Genomic DNA, 22,565 nt, shown 5'->3' with positions numbered 1-22,565 from the left:
GGCCTTAGGCCGCTTCAGAATTTGCCGTGAAACGGCAAATTCTGCCCGCCATTTTCTCTGTTTGTTCCTTAAGGGCCTCTAACGTAAACTCTAGGACTTTTAAAAGGGCATATATGCTCACGGCAGGGGGCAGACTTCCCGGTTTATTAGCTGGTGCATCCAATCGGTAGGTAAGCTCATTTGCCGGGGAGGCTCCGAACCGTGGCAGCGTATTAATTCGTCTGGTGGAACGTAGAAGTAATGGTAGATGACTAATAAATATAGCAGCTATGTTTTGCAAATATAGGAAGAATATGCATATTGCTGTATAAGGTTATCTCATGCATTCTTCAAACGATTAAAACCTTCTACTTTCTCATGAACTGGAGCTACATTGTACCACCCAGCGAATTAATACGCTGCCACGGTCCGGAGCCTCCCCGGCAAACAAGCTTACCTACCGATTGGATGCACCAAGCGAAATGAATGGATCGCCGCAAGCCTCCCAAGTGCACACATGCCGTTTTGAAGTGCTAAAGCTTGTCCCCAGCTCAAAACATTTTGTATACCGGTTCCAATGCATAATAGCTGGCATCGAATATTTTTTTCATCTTGCCATAAACCGCCTGGTTATCCGCGTTTGGTGTATACTCTTTCTGAAACTTCAGAAAGCGGGTGATCTCATCGAAGCCGCTGTAGACACCGGCGCCCACGCCTGCTGTGACGGCTGCGGCTATGGAAGTCGCCTCCTCTACATGATCCGGGGTGCGAAGCTTTGCCTCAAATACATCGGAAAGTATCTGGCACACCACATCGCCTTTTGCACCGCCGCCCGTCAGAATCAGCGACTCTGCCGGAAGGTATTTTCGGTAGGAAGCCAGGATCAGTTCAAGATTGTATGCCACGCCCTCGATCACCGCGCGGAGATAATCTTCCCTCGTATGATGCATTTTAATGCCGAGAAATGCCCCGCTCGTCTCTTCATTCCAGCGCGGACAGCGTTCTCCCAGCATGTAGGGAAGGAAAAGCAGTTTCTTGGCCCCTGCCGGGGACTTCTCGATCATGGCGTTCAGTTCGCTGTATGGTTTTCCCGGTTCCAGCAGCCCCCGTATGTAGGAGTAAGAGCTTCCGGCCGCCTGCATGGCTCCGCAGGGCATGTATTTTCCGGGAATGATATTGGCAAAGCAGAAGAAAATCTTGTCATCGTCCAGAAATTTTTCTTTTGTTGTTCCACCGATCCACGCGGAAGTTCCGAATGTTGCAAACAGCTCATCATCATGGATACATCCGGCTCCCACCGCGGCACAGGGACCGTCCCCACCGCCGCAGATAACAGGAGTTCCTTCGCACAAACCGGTTGCCGCTGCAGCTTCTTTCGTTACATTTCCAATAATATCGGTGGAATGGTGCAGCTCGGGGAGCAGACTGCGGTTAATGCCCGAGGCCTCCAGGATCTCGTCTGACCAGCAGAAATTTTCCAGATCCAGGGCGTTGGTGCCTGATGCATCCGAATAATCCGTGGCAAATTCACCCGTCAGCCGGAAAAGAATATAGTCCTTGGCCTGGAGAGATCTGCTTGCCTTCTGATAGACCTCCGGTTCATTGTCCTTCAGCCACATGATCTTCTCAAGGGTATAGCTGGGGTTCAGGCGATGGCCGGTCAGTACATACATCCGGTCAAACCCAATCTCCCGGTTCAGGTGCTCCGTTTCTTTTACTGCACGCTGGTCCGCCCAGATAATAGACGGACGCAGGGGCTTTCCCTCCCCGTCCACCAGCAGGCAGCCCTGCATCTGTGCGGAAAAAGAGATCGCAATCACATCTGCCTTTTTGATCTCCTCCATAACGTTTTTCGTTGCCCTGCAGACTGCGGACCACCAGTCTTCCGGGTTCTGTTCGGCACAGTTCTTTCCGAAAAAATGTACATCATAGGGAATGGTACAGCTTTTCACAAAACGCCCGTCCGTATTGAACAGCGTCGCCTTGTTTCCCGATGTGCCCAGATCATGGGCAATGATATATTGAGCCATAGAAACTCCTCCCCGCATCCTTAGAATTCATAAATCCTCTTATCCCCGTATGTCGCTTCCCAATCAGCCGCAAAACCTGCAATTGCGGAATCAATCATCGGGTTCTCCACCATCTGTGTGTAGAGTTCCGGAGATACCGTAACTGCCTGGGCGCCTGCCATCAGGGAATCCATGATCTGTTGTGTATTTTTAAAGCTGGCTGCAACGATCTTTGTCCTGATGTTATTATGCTCAAACAGCCATGCCATATCGGCGATTGCCTTTTTACTGTCCACATTCATATTGTTCATACGGTTAAAGTAAGGCGCCACATAGTCCGCACCTACTGAGGCTGCAAGCATGGCCTGCTGCGGCATATAGATCGCGGTAGCAGTCACTTTATATCCTCTGGATTTCAGCACTTTCATCGTTTTGATTCCCTCTTCGTTCGTCGGAACCTTGATGTAGGTATCTTTTCCCAGCCGGTCAGTCAGGGTCTCTGCCTCTTTTAGCATCTCCTCGCAGCTGCTTCCAGTCACCTGTACGTGAAGCTGTTTATCCCCAATGATACTGCGGATTTCCAGAAGGAGCGGGAAAAATTCAGCCTTCTCCCTTGCCAGTATGGTTGGATTGGAAGTAACCCCTGTAATGTCATAAATGTCGTTGTACCTGCGGATGTCTTTCAGATTCGCTGTGTCCAGTATAATTTCCATGATTATTTCTCCTTTTTTATATGATGATTCATTAAATTGTTGCCTTTATAATATGAATACCATGATTCACAAGATCATCCAGTGCGTCGTCCGGCAGGCCGGAATCTGTGATCAGATACTGCACTTCTTCCAGAGAACAAAGTGCGACGATTCCCTGTCTTGCAAACTTGGCTGATTCGGTAATAATGACGATCTCTTCTGCATTGTCCGCCATATTTTTTAATGTTTCCACCCGGAGATGGTTGTCTCCGGTAAATCCGTTTCCGGGCCGGTACCCGTCCGTGCCTGCAAAGAAACGCTTCACATGAAAGGCCTGAGCCGTTAATTTTGTAATGGGGCCCACAACGGACTGAGAGTCAGCCTGATAGTCTCCCCCAAGCAGAACCAGATGTACATTTGGTCGTTTACCTATGTACTCTGCCATAAAGGTGGAATTTGTGATTATGGTCACATTCTCCTTTGTCCGGCTGATCTCATCTGCCAGAAGAATGCAGCAGGAGCCGGATTCAATCATAACCGTATCTCCATCCGTTACCAGTGATGCGGCTGCCTTCGCAAGCTGAATCTTTGTAGAATGGTTCACCGCAAGTCTGCGCTTCATATTACTTTCGTCATTCAGGATTGCATGTCCCTGTTCTCTTTGCAGCAGCCCACGCTCCTCCAGCTCATTCAAATCCTTACGTACCGTCACAAGGGAAACCTGACACTGCTCTGCAAGTGCGGTGACCTCACATCTCCCTTTTTCGCTTAATATTTCCAATATTTTAGACTGTCTTTCTTCGACTTTTCCCATAAGAGTCTCCATTTCTTTCGAACGAAATATATTAATATTACGTTTGTAGATATATTATATTACGCATTCCTGTTCTAGTCAACCAATTTTCAACAATTCTATATGCATAAAATATATTTGACATATTTAGAATTATATAGTACTCTGTTATTAAGAAATATATTTCAGCATCGTCAAATTTACATAATACAAAAAAGGAGTCTGTTTATGCGCTTATTTAAGAAAAAGGACCGCGCCCTGCTGGCAGGGGCTGTCGTTATCGGGGGAATCAATGCTGCCCTTGCGGCTTTCATATCCATACTGCTGCAAAAGATTATTGATACAGCCACCCAGAAAGATCTGGACGGCTTTTCCCAATTGTTTATCATCGTGCTGATCTATCTGGCTGCACTGGGAATTATGGGATTTCTGGAGGCATACATAGGAAAACTGCTGCTTCGCAATGTATCCCGGCATCTGCGGGATGACATCTTCCAGGGAGTCATCACAAAGGAGCCTGTTGATTATACTTCCCGCAACACAGCGGACTATCTCTCCGCACTGGTTAACGACGTGAAGCTGGTGGAAGAAAATTATCTGATTCCACTCATGCTCTGCTCCCAAATGGTTGTCCTGTTCCTGACAACGCTTGGAATACTGTTTTATTTAAGCCCGGCCATCACAGGTATCCTGCTGCTTTTCCTGATCCTCATGTTCCTGATCCCCGCGCTGCTCGGAAAAAAGATGCAGAAAAAGCAGGATGCATATTCCGAAAAGCTGGCTGAATTCACCGCCAGGGCCAAAGATTACCTGAACGGCTATGAGGTCATCCGCGGTTACAGCATGCATTCATTTATTTTTAGGAAATACCGTACCATCAACAAAGAAACAGCAAAAAAGAAATTTTCCGCGGACACTCTGCTGGCCGTCAATGAATGTATATCAGATATACTCTCTTCCCTGAGTGTGATTGTTATCGTATTCGTGGCGGCATATTTGCTGCTGAGAGGACAGATCACCATGGGCACACTGCTGGCCCTCATTCAGCTGAGCAGCATGTTTGTTACTCCTGTGGTTATGCTGATGCAGAATATTCCAAAGGTCACCAGCATGAAGCCGGTCCTGGAGCACCTTGCCGAATTGACAGAAACAGGCAGACAGCTGCCTTTTGCTGCCATCGAAACCCCTCACGAAACCGGTCAGGGAGCACTTCAAAACATAGAGCATGCAGCTGCCCAGGGCCCTGCCGCTTTCCAGGATGCCCTGGTCTGCCATAATGTCTCATTCTCTTATCAGGATGGCCCGGAAGTATTAACAGATTTGAGCCTCTGCATCGAGGCCGGAAAAAAATATGCACTTCTGGGTGAAAGCGGCTGTGGTAAATCAACGTTGATAAAGCTTCTTACCGGATATTCCAAAGATTTTCAGGGGGACATCTGCTATGACGGACGGTCTGTGACAGATTTTTCCCAGGCCGAACTGAACCGTCTTGTATCTGTGATTCATCAGAATGTCTTCCTGTTTGATGCAGATATCTACACCAATATCTGTCTGGGAGAAAGTTTTCCACAGGAAGAGCTGGATGCTGCACTGGATAACAGCGGAGTCAGCCAATTTCTGCCCGGACTGAGCGGGGGCCTCTACTCACCGGCAGGGGAAAACGGAAATCTCCTGTCCGGCGGACAGAGACAGCGCGTTGCCGTAGCCCGCGCACTCATCCGCCGTACCCCGATCCTCATTATAGATGAAGGAACTTCTGCAGTTGACAGACAGACCGCATATGAGATCGAGAGCCGGCTACTACTGCAAAAGGAGCTCACGGTTATTACTATCACACATCATATGAACCAGGAGCTGGAGAGCAGCTATGATGCCATATTCCGGCTCGGGCATACAGGCTGCAGGGAGATTTAAAGAAACTTTCACCTGCCATATTCAGTCTTTTACTTCCGCACTTGCTGACAAAGTAATCTATACTGACAGAAAAGTGCAGCCGGATTGTCCGGCTGCACTTTTTGTTCTTGGCAGTTCGCCTGTTCCCAGGCTAGTGTCTCTTATATTTTCTTTTTACCACGAGTACAATTCCCGCCCCCGCACAGGCAAGTAAAATTCCCCACAGTGCGATCAAGTTACCACTTTCATCTCCAGTCTTCACTGTCTTTGCAGTTGTTCCGTTTGCATTCTGATTTCCACCGGAAGGCTTATTCTGATTCGAACCGCCCTGGTTTGGTTTGTCTCCTGGATCCTTACCCGGGTCCGTACCTTTCTTAACAAGCCCGTCAATGGCTTTCTGCAGATCTGCAGCAGCCTGTTTCAGTTCTTCTTCTGTCTTCGCTTTTTCAAGTGCTTTCTCCGCAACTTTAATAGCATCCTGCAGTGCATTGTAGCTTTCCTCTGTATAACCGTCCTTCTTAATTGCCTTTGCATTCGCAATCAAATCCGATAAGCTGGATTTATTAATTCCCGGCTGATCCGGATCTGGTTTGTCCGGGCCTGGCTGGTCTGGATCCGGTTTATCCGGGTCCGGCTGGTCTGGATCTGGTTTATCCGGGTCTGGCTCTTCCGTTTGTACATGCTGGTCATAAAGCTCTTTAACTTGTTCTCCTGTCAATACGGTGTTATACACACTGACCTCATCCAAAATACCTTTCAGATTCTGTGTCGGTTCTCCTCCTGCATTATTACGCATTGCACCAAACCATGTGGTATATGGAGTCAATGCTTCAGAGATTCCTTCCTGCGTCTGCTCAGCCACAGCCTCGCCATTCAGGTAAAGTGTAATTGTATCGCCATTCTGTGACAGTGCAAACTGCTGCCATTTACCTGCTTCCACAATCTTCTGTCCGCTCTCAAGCTTTATTTCAATTTCACCGTCTGCTTCATGGCCAGGATAAGCTCCTCTTCCGTTGTTCATACTGAATTTCAACTGTCCGTCTTCAATAAACAGTTTCCACTTCCAGCTGTCATAGGAATCGCGCTCTCTTCCCACAATTACCTGTGAACCATCTGTTTTTTCCGCATTGATCCAGCCGTTAATTGTATATTCGCCATTTCCCTTCAGAATATCTCCCAGATCCAGATAAGAGGATGTTCCGTCCAGTGAAAGTCCCTGGCCCTCAATTCCTTCTGTTCTTGCCACAGTACCCTGAATCGTCCCTTCTATGCCCCCTTTGCTGTTCTGTGCGGCACTGCCTTCTTCCTCCTCGAATTTGTATTCTCCAAGGTATCCGAATACTGCCGTCAGAACATTTTCTTCTGTCATTTCATTTCCAATCAGATCCTTCACATGATTGACAGTAATATTGATCTCTTTGAAAGCTTCCAGTGTTTCTTCCAGAGTAAGAACGACTGTTTTTCCATCTGAACCCTGCTCAGCCTTTATCACAACTCCATTCTCTACTGTATAATTCTGGGTGTTTTCTGTTGTTTCTTTTTCTGTGAATTCATTAAATGTGATCTGAATCTGATTCTTCGACAGCGCTTTTGCTGATACGGCTTGAGGCGCAGTCTCATCCGCCATCGTGCTGACTCTGACATTTGCGCCCTTACCTGCCACAGAATTGTGAACTGCCATGATACTATATTCGTATTCCTGTTCAGCAGTAAGTGCGGAATCCACATACTCATTTGTAAATGTCTTATCCAGGTATTCCCCGTTCCGGTATATATGATATTCCTTTACATTGCGTCCGTCCATCTGTACAGCATCCCATGTCAGTGACGCATGGTCTGACGCCGCTTCTTTTACAGCAGCATTTTTCGGTACCGGAATCTCTACGGTCTGTGCTGCGTGCTCCGGAATATTTTTGGGGTCGTACACTGTCAGCCAGGTATATGTATTCGGCTCTAATGTCAGCTCAACCTCGATATCTCCATTGCTGTCGATGGTATAATTCTTTCCGTTCATATCACCGATACATACATATGCTTCCTTCTCTGTCGGCACAGCATTTACTTCAGGGATCTCCGGTACGGCTGGCATTTTGATTAGATCTACAACCACATCGCTTGCACGATAATGAGAACCTTTTACAGGTGCCGGTGGCGTTGTCAGGTCTGTCAGTCCTGTATAGTACAGCGGGATCTTCACTTTCTGTGTCACGGTCTCTGTTGTCTGGTTAAAAAATGCCGCCAGCCCTTTCTGCACTCCATCGTTGTCCACATGGATTACACCATCTATCGCTTCTGTTGTCAGACTTGTATCACTTGTCGCAAGGGGAGGTGCAATATGAACAACACTTTCCCCGAGGATATCTTTATATTTGTTGTAGAATTCTCCCCAGGTTTCTATTACATTCTGAGATACTTCTCCCTGATACAGCCCATTTCCGCCACGGTATGAACCTGTAATACCATACATCATATTCATACCAATCATATAATCATAAGCCATGATTTTTTCATCATACGGCCAAAAAGAAGAGTCTGCACCGCCCTGGTACGGTGACAGCGGCACCAGGGTCCAGCCCATAGCCGGAACTTTTTCAAATGTCCCGTAATATGCCATCTCTCTTCCGTAAATCAGCTGTCTCCATGGCGTTACATTAAAGCCTGGCTCCAGATAGCCCATAACAGCCATGCTGGCCCCGGCCGTAAAGTTCCAGTCAGGCGAGTTGATATATACATTTCTAGCCCTTAATTCCTTATAAAAATCATGTACTGCATATTCCCACTGCTTGGTCTGTGAATCTTCCACACCTTCATGACCACTGTGATTTGTAGCCGTACATATCGCTCCCGGATAGATTCCGTCAACTTCCAGGCAGTCCAGGCCTGTCTGATCAATGAACTCCAGCGTACTCTCAAGAGTACTATGTGCATCCGTACCGCACATGCAGCGCATGGTTCCCCAGCATCCGCTGAAGCTCTCATTTCCACCACGTGCTGCCTGCATAACATACGCGCCAAGCAGCATACCTTTCTCATGGGCATAATCACAAAGCGCTTTATATTTGGCAATATTGGACGCAGATGTATCTTCTACATTTACCCCTGATCCAAAGGAAAGCAGTACCATATTGAAGCCCGCGTTGTGCGCCTGGTCGATTCCTGCCTTAACCGTTTCATCGTTAGAACTTATAATGTGGTAAATTAACGGTGCATCCGCAGTCTGCGGGAACAGTACGCGATACATTTTCTTGACTTCCATCATCTGCCACTCATAGTAACTGTTGGAATAGAACATCTGGTACAATTTGTAGGAATCAAATGTCTGGTCTTTTGCCAGACGATAATTCGGCCCAAAATCATTCACATCGTATCCCATACCTGCAGCAATGGAATTATCCATTGCAGGTGCAGCATAACGGCTGATGATTTTTCCATTCGCTCCATCTACATCTTCCCATTGTCTGTAGCGTTCTTTCCCATTATTCCGGTCATGATTCTCATTGCCGGAGTTCATGGTTCCCTCGACATACAGTGCATCTTTCAGAGTAACAGGCACCGGAAGTATTTCTACTTCCATTTTATCAACTATTACATCTTTACTTCCTTCATTCGTTACACTTATAGATTTGGATATGGATGGAATACCATCGTAAATTTCATATCTCACCTGTACTTTTACGCCGGCAAAATCCTCATTTGTTCCTTTTGGTGCTTCGTAGTTTACAACCAGCGCTTTTCCTGCTGCCGGCCACGGGGTATTTTTCATTGATTCCGGAGAGATTCTCTCATCCCACTCCCAGTGGAATGGTTCTTCTGTTTTTTCTTCTATCTCATAATCTACAAACTGGAATGAAGAAACATCTTTATTCTCACCGCCAATATAGAATAACTGATCACCCTCGGTCGAATTATCCGCGTATTCTTTATTCAGCACAATGCTTGCATCTGCCTGTAAATCTTCTGTATTCAGCAATTCCAGTCCGGTATAAAGATTCTTATAACTCACTGTCTGGAAGTTCTTACCGATATCAAATACTCTTTCAACGAGTCCGTTGGAAAGAATCAGTTTTCCTTCTTTTTTCTCCACAGAAGAAGGGATATCAACATCACCGGAAGCCCAGTAATTCAGATCGCTGTTCCCGGAATCACCTGCCAGATCTGTTGAAACAGAGAAATTCCATTCTTTTTCCTTATTTTTGGTTCCCTGTGTATTTACCGCCGCTCCTGCCGGTATCTGATATGTATAATTCATTCCGCTCTTCAGCTTTTCAACAGGGTAAACAACTAATGTCTCTGCACCTTCTACCGATTCATTCCGGTCTTCCACTACGGCTTCCGATGCAACCGGTTTTTTATCTTTGTCAAGAATCTGCGGCTTTTCGCTGCCCAGTGTAATGCTCATATTGTATTCGATGCTGAGCTTACCTTCTACACTTAACAAACTGCCTTCAGCCGGGGAAATACTTACTACTTCCGGCGGAACACTGTCTTTGATTCCTTCTGTACTCTTTTTGATCTGCTCAGCTGTCAGAGCTTTATCATAAATGCGGACGTCGTCCATTCTTCCCTTGAAAGCATGTCCATTAAACAGGCCTGTGCCGTCTTTATTGTATCCGCAGCCGATCAGCATGGAAAGTGGATTGGTATCTAAATCCATTTCCGCAAAGGTTTCCTGTGCAATCAGTTCCCCATTATAATACAGACTATAATTGGTTCCGTCACATGTCAGAGCGAGATGATTCCAGTTATTGAACTCATAAGTGCCTGCTCCTGCAGCCATCCATCCTGCATTTACATCATCTCTGATCTCTGCCTCTATGTTCCCGTTGTTTCTCACGCAAAAATAAAATGCATCTTTCGGCACAGTTGTCTTATCTCTTCCGAAAATTTTATTCAGAGAATTGGCAGATGAATTATCGATATTCGTCCACGCTTCGAATGTATACTGATTATGTATTTCAGGCCTGCCTATGTCTACATATGTAGTAGCGCCGTCAAACTCTATAGATTGATCATAAATGCCGAAATCATCTACACGATAATTTCCATAAATGGGATATTCTTTCTGGTCGGCATGATTGACGATTACTTTCTGGCCTTCCAGATCTCCCGTCCCTTCTTTGACTTCGTCCATCGTAAATTCAAAGAGTGCATCCGGCAGTTTCGTATCGTCTCCGCCGCCTTCTTCACCCCCGCCGCCATTCTCTATATCGGCCAGTGTCTGAATCTCCTTCTCGGACAACGCCCTGGAATAGAGCTTTACATCATCCAGTTCGCCCTGGAATAAATGATTCGGGAATGCCTCTGTTGCATCCTTGTTCCAACAGGAGCCCAATAACAGGTCCAGATCCCACTCTTCTGTGGGGCCCTGGCACGCCTCCTCTTTTACTATACCTCCGTTTAGATACAGTCTCTGGGTCGCGCCGTCATTTGTGACCGCTATATGCTGCCACTCATCCATAGCCACGGTTCCGGGTTCGGCAGCACACCACTCCGGACACTGTGCCTCCAGTGCACCGTTCTGACGGATATAGAGAGAAAGTTCTTTTTCCCCGGGGACCGTTGTTCTTCCTCTTCCGAAGATTCTCATCATATCGCCATGCTGTGAATCGGCTTTGATCCAGGCTGCCATGGTAACTGCATTCTCAGTAACCTGATAATCTTTCCCGAGATTTACATAATTAGTTCTTCCGTCCATATGCAGCGCTTTGCCATGGCCGTCTTTTCCCTCTGTTAAAGCAGGTGTATCTCCCAAAACAGCATAGGCCTTATTGTCTGCTTTGTTCAGTATAGAATTTCCCTCCAGTGAATCCATATCAAAATCAATCAGCAATCCATCATTCACCAGCGCTGTCGGTACTGTCGCTTCCTCTGGACTCAGAGGGGCAGCCGCAACATTGAACGACGATAGCAGCATCGCGGCCGAGAGCAGCGCGGGCAGTGTTCGTTTTATTTTTTTTGATTTCACCTTAATCTCCTTTTCCTTCCTATTCCTTATAAATATAATTGGCGCATTTGTATATCAGCAGCATTTTTTCCTAACTTCTTTCCAGACGCACCGCACAGGCTTCCCACGAAGCCTGAGGCCAGATCTTGACTTCCCCCTTTCCCAGTTCTATTTCGCATTTCTTACCGGAGAAATCCCTTAATTTCCAATTTCCTTCCGGCAGCACTCCCCCGATACTTACCGGCGGATTCGAAAAAGCATGATAAACCAATAATACTTCGCCCTCAATTTCCCGTAACAGAATCTGTGCACCTTCCAAATGGTGCTGGTTGTTCCTGCCGGTCCGTAAGAGTCTGCTTCTTCCGTTCTTGATGATTTCCCGGACGTTCTCATAGAAGCGCATGGCATCTTTCACTTCCTGCCATTGTTCCTCGCTCAAATCCTGCACTGCGCCGGACAGGCAGAACCTTCCCAGCATTCCGGACATCAGGCGGTACTGGATCTCCTGCATCTCAAGCTCCGGGGATATTACCGCCCAGATCTGGCACTGTCTCGGCAGTATCAGCTGATGCAGGCTGGCCGCTATATAGGGAATCTCCCGGCATTCATGTGCATCGGAGAAAGAACTCATCGCTGTAAGTTTTACTAAGGAGGGTTCCAGCCGATGCCCTCCCGATGCACAATTTTCAATAACCAGTTCCGGATATTCCCTGCGGAGCATTCCAAAGAATTCATGGACCGCCTGCATTTGCTGGCGCAGCCCTTCTCCCTGGCTTTCCGCCCCGTCACATCCATATCCGATAGAGCCATTGTAATCCACCTTCAAGTAAAGGATTTCATTCTCCTTTAGAAAATCCAGCACCTTTTCTTTCAGGTACTTCGTAACTTCTGCCTGCCTGAAATCCCAGAAACGCCTGATATTTCCTGTCTGTATCACCTCCTTATTCCGATATAAATGCATAGAATCATATGTGCCGCTGTGCACATTTGCCCCCTGTGTTGTCACTTCAAACTCCATCCATATCCCGGCTCGAAGTCCTGCCTCTTTCAGGTGCCGGGTCAGATACCTCAGGCCATGTGGAAATTGATCCGGATCACATTCCCACCCGCCATTTCCTCCCTGAGGATCCCCGTCTTCTATCTCTTTTTTACTCCAACCAGCATCAATCACCAGATACTCTACCGGTGTTTCCCGTAATCTGTCCGCCAGAGCCGACATTTCTTTTTCCGTGGGCTTTCCCCAGGTTGTACACCATTCATTAAAAAGAATCGGCAGCTTCTTTTCGCACTCCGGCTGCTGATCAGCATATTTGTGGAACATATCTGTGATGTTCTGGCACACATCCCACAGCCCCTGGGCGCTCACACTGACATAGGCCTTTGGAGCCAGAAAGCTTCCGCCTGCCGGGATCTCTTTCCACCAGCCGCCGAATTCACAGTCCGCTAATCCTCCTGACAGGGAATAACAGTCCCCGTCCTTTGAAAATTCCATTTGCCATGAAGATGCGGCTTCCACCTGGACTGCCCAGAACACGCCCGCCTCCCGGTCTTCCACACATCCGAAGGGAAACCAGCGCTTTACAGTGTGAGAGCCCAGACAGCCGTAGCGCTCGCTTTCCGGGAAGGCCCGAAACCAGGTGCCTTCCAGATTCAGCTCCTCCACCGTATCTTCCTGGTGCTTTCCCTCCAGGCTCCAGCCACCCCTGAATCGGTGCAGCTTCAGTTTATACGGCGCATCATCCGTCTGAAAGGGGCTCAGATTGTCCAGCGAAAAACTGGTCATCATATCCAGCGTGACGGTTCTCTCTGCGAGATTCTGAAACTCATTTTCTATTTCAATTCCGCTTTCCCCCTCTGTATAGCTCACTGTATGTCTGACGCAATACCCTTCTTCTGCCTCCAGTGAGGTAATAATGCGGGTCACATTTCCTTCTTTTCTGTTTTCCTGACTTTTATATCTAAGTTTTTGGGTGCTTTCTCCGTATTTCAGTGTACTGCCTGCACCGTTTCCCTGTGCATGATGACGCAGGGAAAGATGACAGAGCGCCCCCACATCCCACGCGCTGCAGATATTATCCCGCAGCTTCATCACCGCTCTTCTTTTTTCAAAACAGGATTCCCTACCTCCGGGCAGCAGTACCATAGATATATGGTTTGTTACATCATCACGGATATAACGCAAAGTAATATCTCCTAAAATATAATCCCACTGTGTCATGCAATTTCCCTCGCTTTTTTCAAATATGAAACCTGCGCAATTCATACCTCGTATAAGCCACACTAAATGCCTTGCTGGTTCGATGTACTAGCCCTTTACTGCGCCGGCTGTTCCGCTGACAATGTACTTCTGTCCGCAGATATAAATAATCAGAATCGGAGCAATCGTTAAAATAATATCTGCAAAAACCATGTTCCAGTCGTTGAAATGTTCGCCAAAGAAATTATAAATTGAGTTTGTCATTCCCAGTTTTTTGTTGTCACTGAGCAGGTACAACGGTGTAACAAAGTCATTCCATGCCCCCAGGAAGTTCAGAACGATTCCCGTTATAGTGGCCGGTTTCAGCAGCGGAAAGATAACCTTGAAAAACAACTGGAACGGCGTACATCCATCAATAACGGCGGCTTCATCCAGTTCCCTGGGGATATTATCAAAGAATCCATAATACAGAAACACCAGAAATGGAATTCCCAGCGTAGCAAACTCCAGAATAATCCCAAGATATGTATTCTGCAAATGCAGAAATTTCAATGTAAACAGTGTGGTTACATAATTCACAGGTGCAATCAGACCCATAAAAAAGTACAGATATACCGTATTATGCGCCTTTGACCGCCTTCGGCTCAAAGCATATGCCGCCATAGAGGAAACCATGACAGCAATCACAGTAGAAACTCCGGCCATCAGCATGCTGTTGCCAAACGCCCTCACAAGCGAACCGGCTTTGATTACCTCCAAGTAATTGCCCCACTGAAAAACACTCGGGAGACTGAAACTCAGCATCCTGGACTCCTCCACCGTTTTCAGGGAATTTACCACAATGAAATAGATCGGCACAAGTATAATCAAGCTGCTGACCGCAATAAACAGAAACTTCAGTAATTTTCTCAGATTTTTATACGTTTTGTTCTTATTCATTTTTCCCCTTTCCGCTCAGTGCTCTCTGCAGCCCTACAGCGATTATGACTGTCATCAGGAATATGACAACATTCAATGCATTTGCCATGCCATAACGGCCCATACCGAATTCTTTGAATACCTGTGTATTAATGACTTCCGTAAGGCCGCCAGGTCCCCCGCCTGTCAGGGAATAGATAATGTCAAATACTCTCAGACCGTGGATCGTATTTAATACGGTCACTGTCATCAGTGACGGCCGAAGAAACGGCAGTGTTATCTTCGTAAACTTCTTCCATGCGCCGGCGCCGTCAATGGATGCCGCCTCGTAATATTCTTCAGGTATCATCTGCAGGCCTGCCAGAAGAATCATCATATTCCAGCCGGCCATCCTCCAGACCTCTACCATCATCGTGGAACCCATTGCGGTAGCGCTCTCCGTCAGCCATGAATGTGTCAGCCCCGACATTCCGAGAGATTCCAGAATGATATTCAGCGGCCCATTCGGTTTCAGCACCGATACAAATGTAATACCGATGATCAGCGGTGCCAGTGCATAGGGCAGGAAGAAAATCGTCCGGAAGATGTTTTGGCTCTTCAGCCCCTTATTCAGCAGGAGCGCCAGTCCCAATCCCAGAAGTGTTTTCAAAATAACAGTAACGACCGTAAACTCAAATGTGTGACCGATACTCGCCAGATAATTTCCGCCCCTTGATGTGAAGATATCCACAAAATTCTGCAGACCGATAAACTTTATGTCCGGACGCGCTACATTCCAGTCAGTCATTGAGATTACCATTCCTGCAATCGTCGGTATGATATACAACACCGTATATAAAATAAATGCAGGCAGTATAAATCTCATCCCATATAATTTTTTCTTATACATATTTCGCCTCTAATTTTTTACTTATTTTTTGCATCAAAAAGGAGAATGGCCGACAAAAGCCATTCTCCCAGCCATAATTTTTTCCCTATTCGCCAAAACTCGGCTGTCTCAGATCATCAATCCCTTTTAGTACATCCTCTCCCTTGGAGTTGCCCAGGAACATTCCCTGCATTAAGTTTCCAACCTGAGCGCTGTCCCAGTACAAAACACCATCTTCTGCTGTAAATCCGCTGCCTGATGCATTATCCATAACATCTCCGTATGCAGCCGGAACATTTCCCTCAATATCAGTAAATGAACATGGGCCCAGATCTTTACGTGCGTCATAATATGCGGTCAGATTCTCAGGCTGTGATAAGAAGTCAAAGTAATCCATAACTGCATCGGCTACTTTTGTGTCCTTATTTACACAGCGGCCGATTCCGCCTGCAGATACTCCGAATTCCTTGTTATCATTTAATGGTATCGGGAACATTCCCCATGATTCCTGTGTCAGTTCCGGATTCACGGCCTCTACCTCTGCCGGAAATGTGGTATATACAACACCCATTGCATACTCTTCGGATGCCATCTTAGCCACCATATCTTCCCATGTATTCGCCATAAAGTCCTTACCAAAATAGCCGGCCTTCTCAAGCTCTACCATCTGATCCAGCGCTTTTGACAGCCCCTCTTTTCCTGCAAAGACTTCGCTGTTATCATTCAGGCTGTCATAAAAACCTGCATTTTCGGCCTCTTCCTGCGTTGTCAGCTCGCTGAGCCATGTGCCCAGATGCCACTGCGCCGCACCAGGTTCATAGATCGGAGTTTTTCCGGCTGCAAGAACCTTATCGCATGCTGTTTTAAAACTTGCAAAATCCTTCGGAACCTCTGTAATCCCTGCTTCTTCGAAAATAGCCTTATTATATAATATTCCCCAGCCATCCACACTCCATGTCTGGAACTGCACTACCTTGCCGTCGTTGGATACACCTTCTTTTGCCCAGTCGGTATATCGTCCCACCCATTCCTGATCTGACAGATCCATCATATGTTTTTCCGGCTGATACTTGTTAATTGTTACTCCTGAACGTATGTAAAAGATATCTGCACCTTCCCCTACTGACAGCTTAGAGTTCAGTACATTCTCATACTGGTCATCCGGGCTCACCTGCCACTCAATGGTATTGCCGGACTCTTCCTCATACTTTGCCGCCAGTTCCTTGTCAATATCTTTTACCCATCCTGCCGAAGCCGCAATTGTGATGGTGGATCCGCCTTTAGATGCTGTTGAATCCTCTTTCTTGTCTGCTGAATCAGAACCGGAATTTCCGCATCCTGCGACCAGTGTCATCATCATTGCTGCTGTAGCTGCCATTGCAGTCATTTTTACCAACTTTTTGTTTCTCATGTCCTTCCTCCTTTTTCCTTCGAACCTTATAATGCTATTATATCCTCTTTTACAAATAAATCTTTAGAAAAAATCCACCTGTTCCTGTGCACATTTTGTACCACCTGTCCGGGTCTATTGATTTTTCCCCTGCTTTCCTCTATAATTTTTATAAATAATAATTGTGAAACGAGGTGCGATATATGAAGTCTCTCCACTCCAAACTGTTTTTCAGATACGCCGCATTAATTTTTCCAATTATTATTATTTTTATGATTTTACTCTATATTATCTTAGGCAATACACTACAGAAGAATGCAACCAGCGAGCTCCAGGCCGACTGTGATAATATCTCTACACTTCTGGATACACAGATGGAACAGATTGATGAGCTTTCCAAGCGTATTGTCAGCTCTGACCCACTGCAGTCCGCTCTTGTCCGGGATTTATATTCCCATGATGTTGCCGCATATAATAATAAGCTGGCCTTTTCCACCACACTATTCGATATTATTAAACTGTCTTTTAACCATATGAGCCTCAATATTGCAGATATCAAGGGACATTATATTTATGTAGGCAATAACAGTAATTTTTCTATCCAGGATCCGGAAACCTTTTATGAGGTCTCCTGGTTTCGCCCTGCGCTTACGGCCTATGGCAAGAAACTAATCCTGCCGCCGCATATTCCTGAATTAAACAAATCCGAAACTCCGGTTGTCTCTCTCTGCCGTGCATTTGCCCCGGGTGATTCCATAGATGAAACTGCAGTTCTGGAACTGCAGCTTGAATATTCTTATTTAGATAAGAAGATAAAGAATGCGCTTCACAACCAAAAGGATATCAAACAAATCTATGTATATGACAGTGAAGGTAATCTGGTTTATCCCTATGAGGCCCTGCCTCCTCAAAACCTGAAGGATCGTATGCTGGAGCTCTCCCGCACACCGGAATTCGAGTCCCAGACCTCGATTTACAAAACCCGGGATGACTCTTCCACTCTTTTTGCATGCCATGCCTCTTCTTTCACTAACTGGACGGTATTCGTCACTGCAGCAGAATCAAAGATATTTGCCCCGTTCTATCAGTTTCGGACGCTTCTGGTCACAAGCTCTTTCTTATTGCTGATTTTGCTGTTGTTTCTGACCTGGCAGATCGCAGACAAACTGACCATTCCACTGAAAAAGCTGGAACAGACAGCGCATGCCCTGACCTTTGACAACCTGAGTTCATATGAACTGCCGGATTTTAAAAGCAATTTCAAAGAGCTGGATTCGCTGTACCGCTCCTTTGGACAGATGCAGCAGAACCTGCAGGATTCACTGCAGGATGCCATATCGGCACATACCATGGCAGCGGATGCCAAAATGCTGGCCCTGCAGTCCCAGATGAATCCACATTTTCTATATAATACGCTGGCTTCCATCAGTATCCTGGCCGAAGATGGTGAGAATGAGCAGGCCGTTGAAATGTGCAACTCCCTTTCGGTGCTTCTGCGTTATATGTCTTCCAGTTCCTCTATGGATGTAGCGCTCTGGCAGGAAATAGAACATCTTCATTCTTATATTTATCTGATTAAGGTAAAATATGGTGAAAGGATCCAGTTTCATATTGATATTGAAGATTCCCTTTCCACGCTCAAGGTTCCCCGGCTGCTTATCCAGCCATTGGTTGAAAATTGTATCAAATACGCGCTGAATGTGGATCCCCCCTGGATGATACATATTAGCGGATATATTCAGGATTCCTGCTGGATCATACAGGTAAAGGATAATGGTTCCGGATTTCCGGCAGACTTTTTGAAGTCATTTTATGGAAAGATTTCTGAAATCGACTGGAAAAAGCCGCTTCCCGAGCTTTCCATTAATGGCATGGGAATTCTGAATCTTTATATGAGACTGTTTTTAACATATAAACAGAACATCATTTTCAGTTTAGACAACCTTCCGGGGAAAGGAGCCTGTGTTACCATCGGCGGCCCACTGTCCGAAGATATAGGAGATAAGGATGATGAAAAATTACAAGATTAAAGTTTTAGTTGTTGAGGATGAAAATCTGCTGTTAAAAAATATCCAAAAAAAGATAACTGCAGTATCCCCTGATTTCCAGATTATTGGAGAGGCTTATAATGGAAAAGAGGCACTGGAGATCATCCGGAACATCCCGCCCGACATTGTTTTTACGGATATAAAAATGCCGATCATGGACGGTTTGGAGCTTGCCAGAATTCTGTATGAAGATTATCCCGATATTTCAACGGTTATCGTCAGCGGTTACGATGATTTTGAATACGCCCGCACCGTACTGACCTACCGCGTAAAGGATTATCTGCTGAAACCCGTACAGCCCGAACAGCTGAAAAGTATTCTGTTTTCGCTCAGAGATACTATCACAGATAAAAAGAAAGCAGATGTCTGCAGCGCATTACGGCGCCAGCTTAATGCCGAATCACTCCCTCCGTCTTCCGATAAAATAAACGGCATACTGGACCATGCTGACCTTTCTTTATTTTTATTCTGCCTTGATAACCTGAAATTACGAACTCAGATACAGGGACATATTTCTGATGCCGGCATATATTCCGATATGTGGGCTTCACGGTATGATTTTTCATGGGACTTACTGTTTAAAGAGGCTGATTTTACAGTGTCGGATTTTTGGATATTTCCTTATGATTCAGAAAATATATTTTTACTGGTTACCGAAGGGCTGTCTGCCGCACCCGAGTCAGCAGCGCCGCTGATTTTCAGGAACCTGCAGCACCGCTTTCCTTCCTCTTTCATAAACCTTGTCTATGACAAACATACAGCCAAATTCCCACACCTGCAGGATTCGCTCCAGGCATTACAGAACCGGCTGATCTCCTCGCTTGTCATCGGCAAGGCTTCCTTAATTGGACTGCAGGAAGCGGAGCCCGTTCTTCCTCCTGCCATACTCTCGAAAAATTCTGTCAGTTATTTTCATACAATGACAGCATCCAATAATAATGCAGGATTCAAAACTGCCCTTCTGCAGTTGTTCGGAGAATGGAAGGAGAATACATATCCCCAGATCTGGGTGCATAAAGTACTGATGCAGTTATTAAGCCTGCTGCAACAGGATCTGTATATTTCAGATGAAGATTATGAAAAAATGTATAGACGCGTCTTTGAAATTCTCGAAGCCCAGAACGATCTGATCTCCTCCGGAGAGAAGATTGCAGCAGAACTTACCCACTGGATTTCGTTAACCTCCGCGATTCCTACTGATATAGAGATTACGATAGAGGAACTGGATACATTTATCCGGCTCCATTACCGGGAGAATCTTAGTTTAACCGATCTGGCAGATAAATATCATTTTAACCACTCCTATCTGACCAGAATATTTAAAAAGCAGAAGGGACAGTCCCCTTTGAAATTAATCAATTCTCTGAGGATCGAAGATGCAAAAGAGCTTCTATTAAATCCGGAGCTTTCAGTCCGGGAAATCAGTGAAATGCTCGGATTTTCTGATCAGCATTATTTCAGCCGGAGTTTCAAAAACTTCACAGGGCTGTCCCCCAATGAATACCGAAACATGTAACAGAGCGGCCAAGGGCCCCCATTCCTCGATAATGAAACAAGCACCGGAATGTCCTGCATTCCAGTGCTTGTTTCAATGGACTTTCTTTGATTTAGTAGGTCCACCCATTTTTATTCATTTCTTCAATCGCATCTGCCACAATTCCAACAAGGATATCCAGCATCTGGTTTCCTTTTTCGATGCTTGCTTTTGTCGGATCTCCCGTAGCTCCGGTCTCTGTAAGTTCTTTGATATCCCAGATGATGCCAGTTGTCTCGTTGATCTCTATTACCTTTTCCGGAACCTGACTCTTTGCATACTCCAGGTTGACCAGTTCGGGGCGCACTGCCATCATGATAGATGTTTCGCCCTCGCCGCCGTGTCCCAGTCCGTTCCATACTTCGAAACGGTCGCCCATAACAGGGCCGACTTTTGTCCACCAGTCAGGCAGATACAGGAATTTGGCATCTTTGTGGCGGTTCTTTACGTTATGCGCCGCAATCTCAAGAGCCGGAATATTTCCATCGTGTCCGTTGAGTATATAGATATGTTTGATTCCGTTGTTGATCAGACTCTCAAATATATCCTCTGCAATAGCGATTTCCGTATCATAGCGGAGCGTGATAGACATTGGATACTGATTATAATGGATGGATGTTCCAAACGGAACACATGGAACTACAATGACATTATCCAGCTTTTCTGCCACTCTTTTCGCAACTTCCGTCGGTACAAAGTAGTCCGGCCCCAGACAGCAGTGCCAGCCATGGCTTTCGCAGGATCCGAAACAGGTGATTGCCGTTACCTGGTCTGCATCCTTGAGTAATTCCTGAACCTCCAGAGCGCTGAATTCATTTAAAAATACTTTTTTCATTGTAAAACCCCTTTCTTTTTTTGAATATTCTGATTCTATTATAAAGTCTCCATTAACTTATCATCTACCTTCTTATCCGGTGTAAAGCGATAGATAATGTAGTATACAATCAGGGATACGATCATTGCGAACAGACCTGCAGGCAGGTTGTATGGCAGTGTTGTTACATACTGGAAGATATATCCCAGCGCTGCGCCAACTATAAAGGAGACGATACCTGCCCAGCGCCATCTCGGCTGTTTGTGCAGCAGCTTATGGTCATACTTCTTATGTCCGACCAGATAGTAGTCTGCCAGAATCGGCGCACACAGCGGCGGTGCCATTGCACCCAGTGTGTTAATAAAGTTTGCAAAGAAAATCTGATAAAATCCCATTGCACCTAAAATTGTTCCCAGAATACCGCAGATTGCAACCAATACTTTTCTGTTTGCCTTTACGCCTACCGCATCCAGAATCGGGCCTGTATACAGAGAGTTACAGTACAGCTCACTGTTATCTGTTGTCCACAGAGATGTGGTCCATGCGAATACACCGATAAATGCAAACACAACGTTCAGCCCCATCATCCATGCTACATAGTTATACTGCCCTACACTTACACTGCCAATGTAACCTACAATATTCAGCAGCGGATTGGTGAAGATGAAACAGGATGCCGCACACAGCCACACTGCCTTCACACTCTTATTGAAGCGGAACATATCAACGCCCATAACCGCGCCGGCAATCCAACTTCCGACAACCGCTGTGATACCTGTTCCAAGCCCCAGGCCGCCGAGCTCATTTGCTTTATTCATGAAGCTTCCAAAGCCGCCGCCTTCTCTCATCATTCCCACGCCAACTACAATGGCCACTACCAAAATAATCGGGCATGCAAATTTTGCAACTTTTTCGATCGCGCTGATCCCTTTTACCGCACTGTATGTAAATACAAGTCCCCATACTACAACCGCAATCAGCACTTCCAGCGTAATATCCGGAACCGCAGCATATCCCCAGGATGCCGGACTGAATATAATGATACCTGATGGGTTTCCAATCAGGCCGCCCCAGATATCTGCCACCATACCTACGATACTGGAAAACCAGCCGAATGTCATGAGCGCCATCATTGCCATCGGAATAATAAATCCTTTACTTCCGTATGAATATCTGGAAATCAAAGCCAGATTAAGTCCCGTCTTCTGCGCTGCTACCCCGAGCAGTGAGGTCATTACAAACAATGCTCCCATTCCCAGAATAATTGCCAGAATTGCTTCGCCCGGGTTCAGCCCCGGTGCCCCTCCGTATCCTGCCAGCGTACCGCCGACAAACAGACCTGTCGCTACATAGCCGAATCCAACCCATACCATGACCTGGCTGTAAGTGGAACGGCGCTTTTTCATAGGAACGGCTTCCAGCATAAACTCTTCGTCAACTGTTTCCTCCGGTGTTATGTTTTTCTGTTGCTCCTGCATAATAACCT

The 22,565-nt window shown here is 46.2% G+C and carries 13 protein-coding genes; 3 read left to right on the top strand and 10 right to left on the bottom strand.

The features are described from left to right. Positions 1–530: 530 nt before the first annotated feature. The 3 genes from xylB to HMPREF0240_RS10785 are packed head-to-tail and all read right to left on the bottom strand — an operon-like array spanning position 531 to position 3,494. Positions 531–2,009 (bottom strand): xylulokinase, encoded by a 1,479-nt coding sequence (gene xylB, locus HMPREF0240_RS10795; protein WP_035313094.1) that lies wholly within the window; start codon positions 2,007–2,009, stop codon positions 531–533. A 20-nt stretch (positions 2,010–2,029) separates the two neighbouring features. Further along, positions 2,030–2,701, bottom strand: a complete 672-nt coding sequence (locus HMPREF0240_RS10790; protein WP_009003450.1) for a fructose-6-phosphate aldolase — start codon at positions 2,699–2,701, stop codon at positions 2,030–2,032. A 31-nt stretch (positions 2,702–2,732) separates the two neighbouring features. Then, entirely contained in the window at positions 2,733–3,494 is a 762-nt protein-coding gene (locus tag HMPREF0240_RS10785; protein ID WP_009003449.1) for a DeoR/GlpR family DNA-binding transcription regulator, read from the bottom strand. Between the two features lie 207 nt (positions 3,495–3,701). Between HMPREF0240_RS10785 and HMPREF0240_RS10780 the strand changes: the two genes are divergently transcribed. After that, positions 3,702–5,387 carry an ABC transporter ATP-binding protein gene (locus tag HMPREF0240_RS10780; RefSeq protein WP_009003448.1) on the top strand — a complete coding sequence of 562 codons (1,686 nt, stop codon included), beginning with the start codon at positions 3,702–3,704 and terminating at the stop codon, positions 5,385–5,387. 130 nt (positions 5,388–5,517) lie between these two features. Here the strand turns inward: HMPREF0240_RS10780 and HMPREF0240_RS10775 are convergent, their stop codons facing one another. From HMPREF0240_RS10775 to HMPREF0240_RS10755, 5 genes are all read right to left on the bottom strand, one after another. Next, positions 5,518–11,331 carry a LamG-like jellyroll fold domain-containing protein gene (locus HMPREF0240_RS10775; protein WP_035313092.1) on the bottom strand — a complete coding sequence of 1,938 codons (5,814 nt, stop codon included), beginning with the start codon at positions 11,329–11,331 and terminating at the stop codon, positions 5,518–5,520. 70 nt (positions 11,332–11,401) lie between these two features. Next, the gene (locus HMPREF0240_RS10770) at positions 11,402–13,492 is read right to left on the bottom strand and encodes a glycoside hydrolase family 36 protein (RefSeq protein ID WP_157134238.1); all 2,091 of its coding nucleotides are present in this window, start codon (positions 13,490–13,492) and stop codon (positions 11,402–11,404) included. Between the two features lie 123 nt (positions 13,493–13,615). After that, complete coding sequence (locus HMPREF0240_RS10765; RefSeq protein ID WP_009003445.1) at positions 13,616–14,446, bottom strand: carbohydrate ABC transporter permease; 831 nt, start codon at positions 14,444–14,446, stop codon at positions 13,616–13,618. Next, positions 14,439–15,314 (bottom strand): sugar ABC transporter permease, encoded by an 876-nt coding sequence (locus tag HMPREF0240_RS10760; RefSeq protein ID WP_009003444.1) that lies wholly within the window; start codon positions 15,312–15,314, stop codon positions 14,439–14,441. Before HMPREF0240_RS10760 ends, HMPREF0240_RS10765 begins: the two co-directional genes overlap by 8 nt. A gap of 85 nt (positions 15,315–15,399) precedes the next feature. Further along, positions 15,400–16,704: an ABC transporter substrate-binding protein gene (locus HMPREF0240_RS10755; RefSeq protein WP_009003443.1), complete on the bottom strand. Its 1,305-nt coding sequence runs from the start codon at positions 16,702–16,704 to the stop codon at positions 15,400–15,402. Between the two features lie 182 nt (positions 16,705–16,886). Between HMPREF0240_RS10755 and HMPREF0240_RS10750 the strand changes: the two genes are divergently transcribed. After that, positions 16,887–18,713, top strand: coding sequence for a sensor histidine kinase (locus tag HMPREF0240_RS10750; RefSeq protein WP_035313090.1), 1,827 nt, complete (start codon positions 16,887–16,889; stop codon positions 18,711–18,713). Next, positions 18,691–20,247 (top strand): response regulator, encoded by a 1,557-nt coding sequence (locus HMPREF0240_RS10745; RefSeq protein WP_083806183.1) that lies wholly within the window; start codon positions 18,691–18,693, stop codon positions 20,245–20,247. Before HMPREF0240_RS10750 ends, HMPREF0240_RS10745 begins: the two co-directional genes overlap by 23 nt. 91 nt (positions 20,248–20,338) lie before the next feature. Here HMPREF0240_RS10745 and HMPREF0240_RS10740 read toward each other — a convergent pair whose 3' ends face one another. Together HMPREF0240_RS10740 and HMPREF0240_RS10735 are read right to left on the bottom strand one after the other, a co-directional pair. Further along, a complete protein-coding gene (locus HMPREF0240_RS10740; protein ID WP_009003440.1) occupies positions 20,339–21,100 on the bottom strand; it encodes a creatininase family protein in 762 nt (253 codons plus the stop codon). A gap of 38 nt (positions 21,101–21,138) precedes the next feature. Beyond that, a complete protein-coding gene (locus tag HMPREF0240_RS10735; RefSeq protein WP_009003439.1) occupies positions 21,139–22,557 on the bottom strand; it encodes a cytosine permease in 1,419 nt (472 codons plus the stop codon). Positions 22,558–22,565: the final 8 nt, after the last annotated feature.

Origin of the sequence: Clostridium sp. D5, assembly GCF_000190355.1 — a bacterium.
Taxonomy (GTDB): Bacteria; Bacillota; Clostridia; order Lachnospirales; family Lachnospiraceae; genus Faecalicatena; species Faecalicatena fissicatena_A.
Note: the sequence above shows the minus strand (reverse complement) of the source record. Positions and strands in the feature narration are given on the sequence as shown.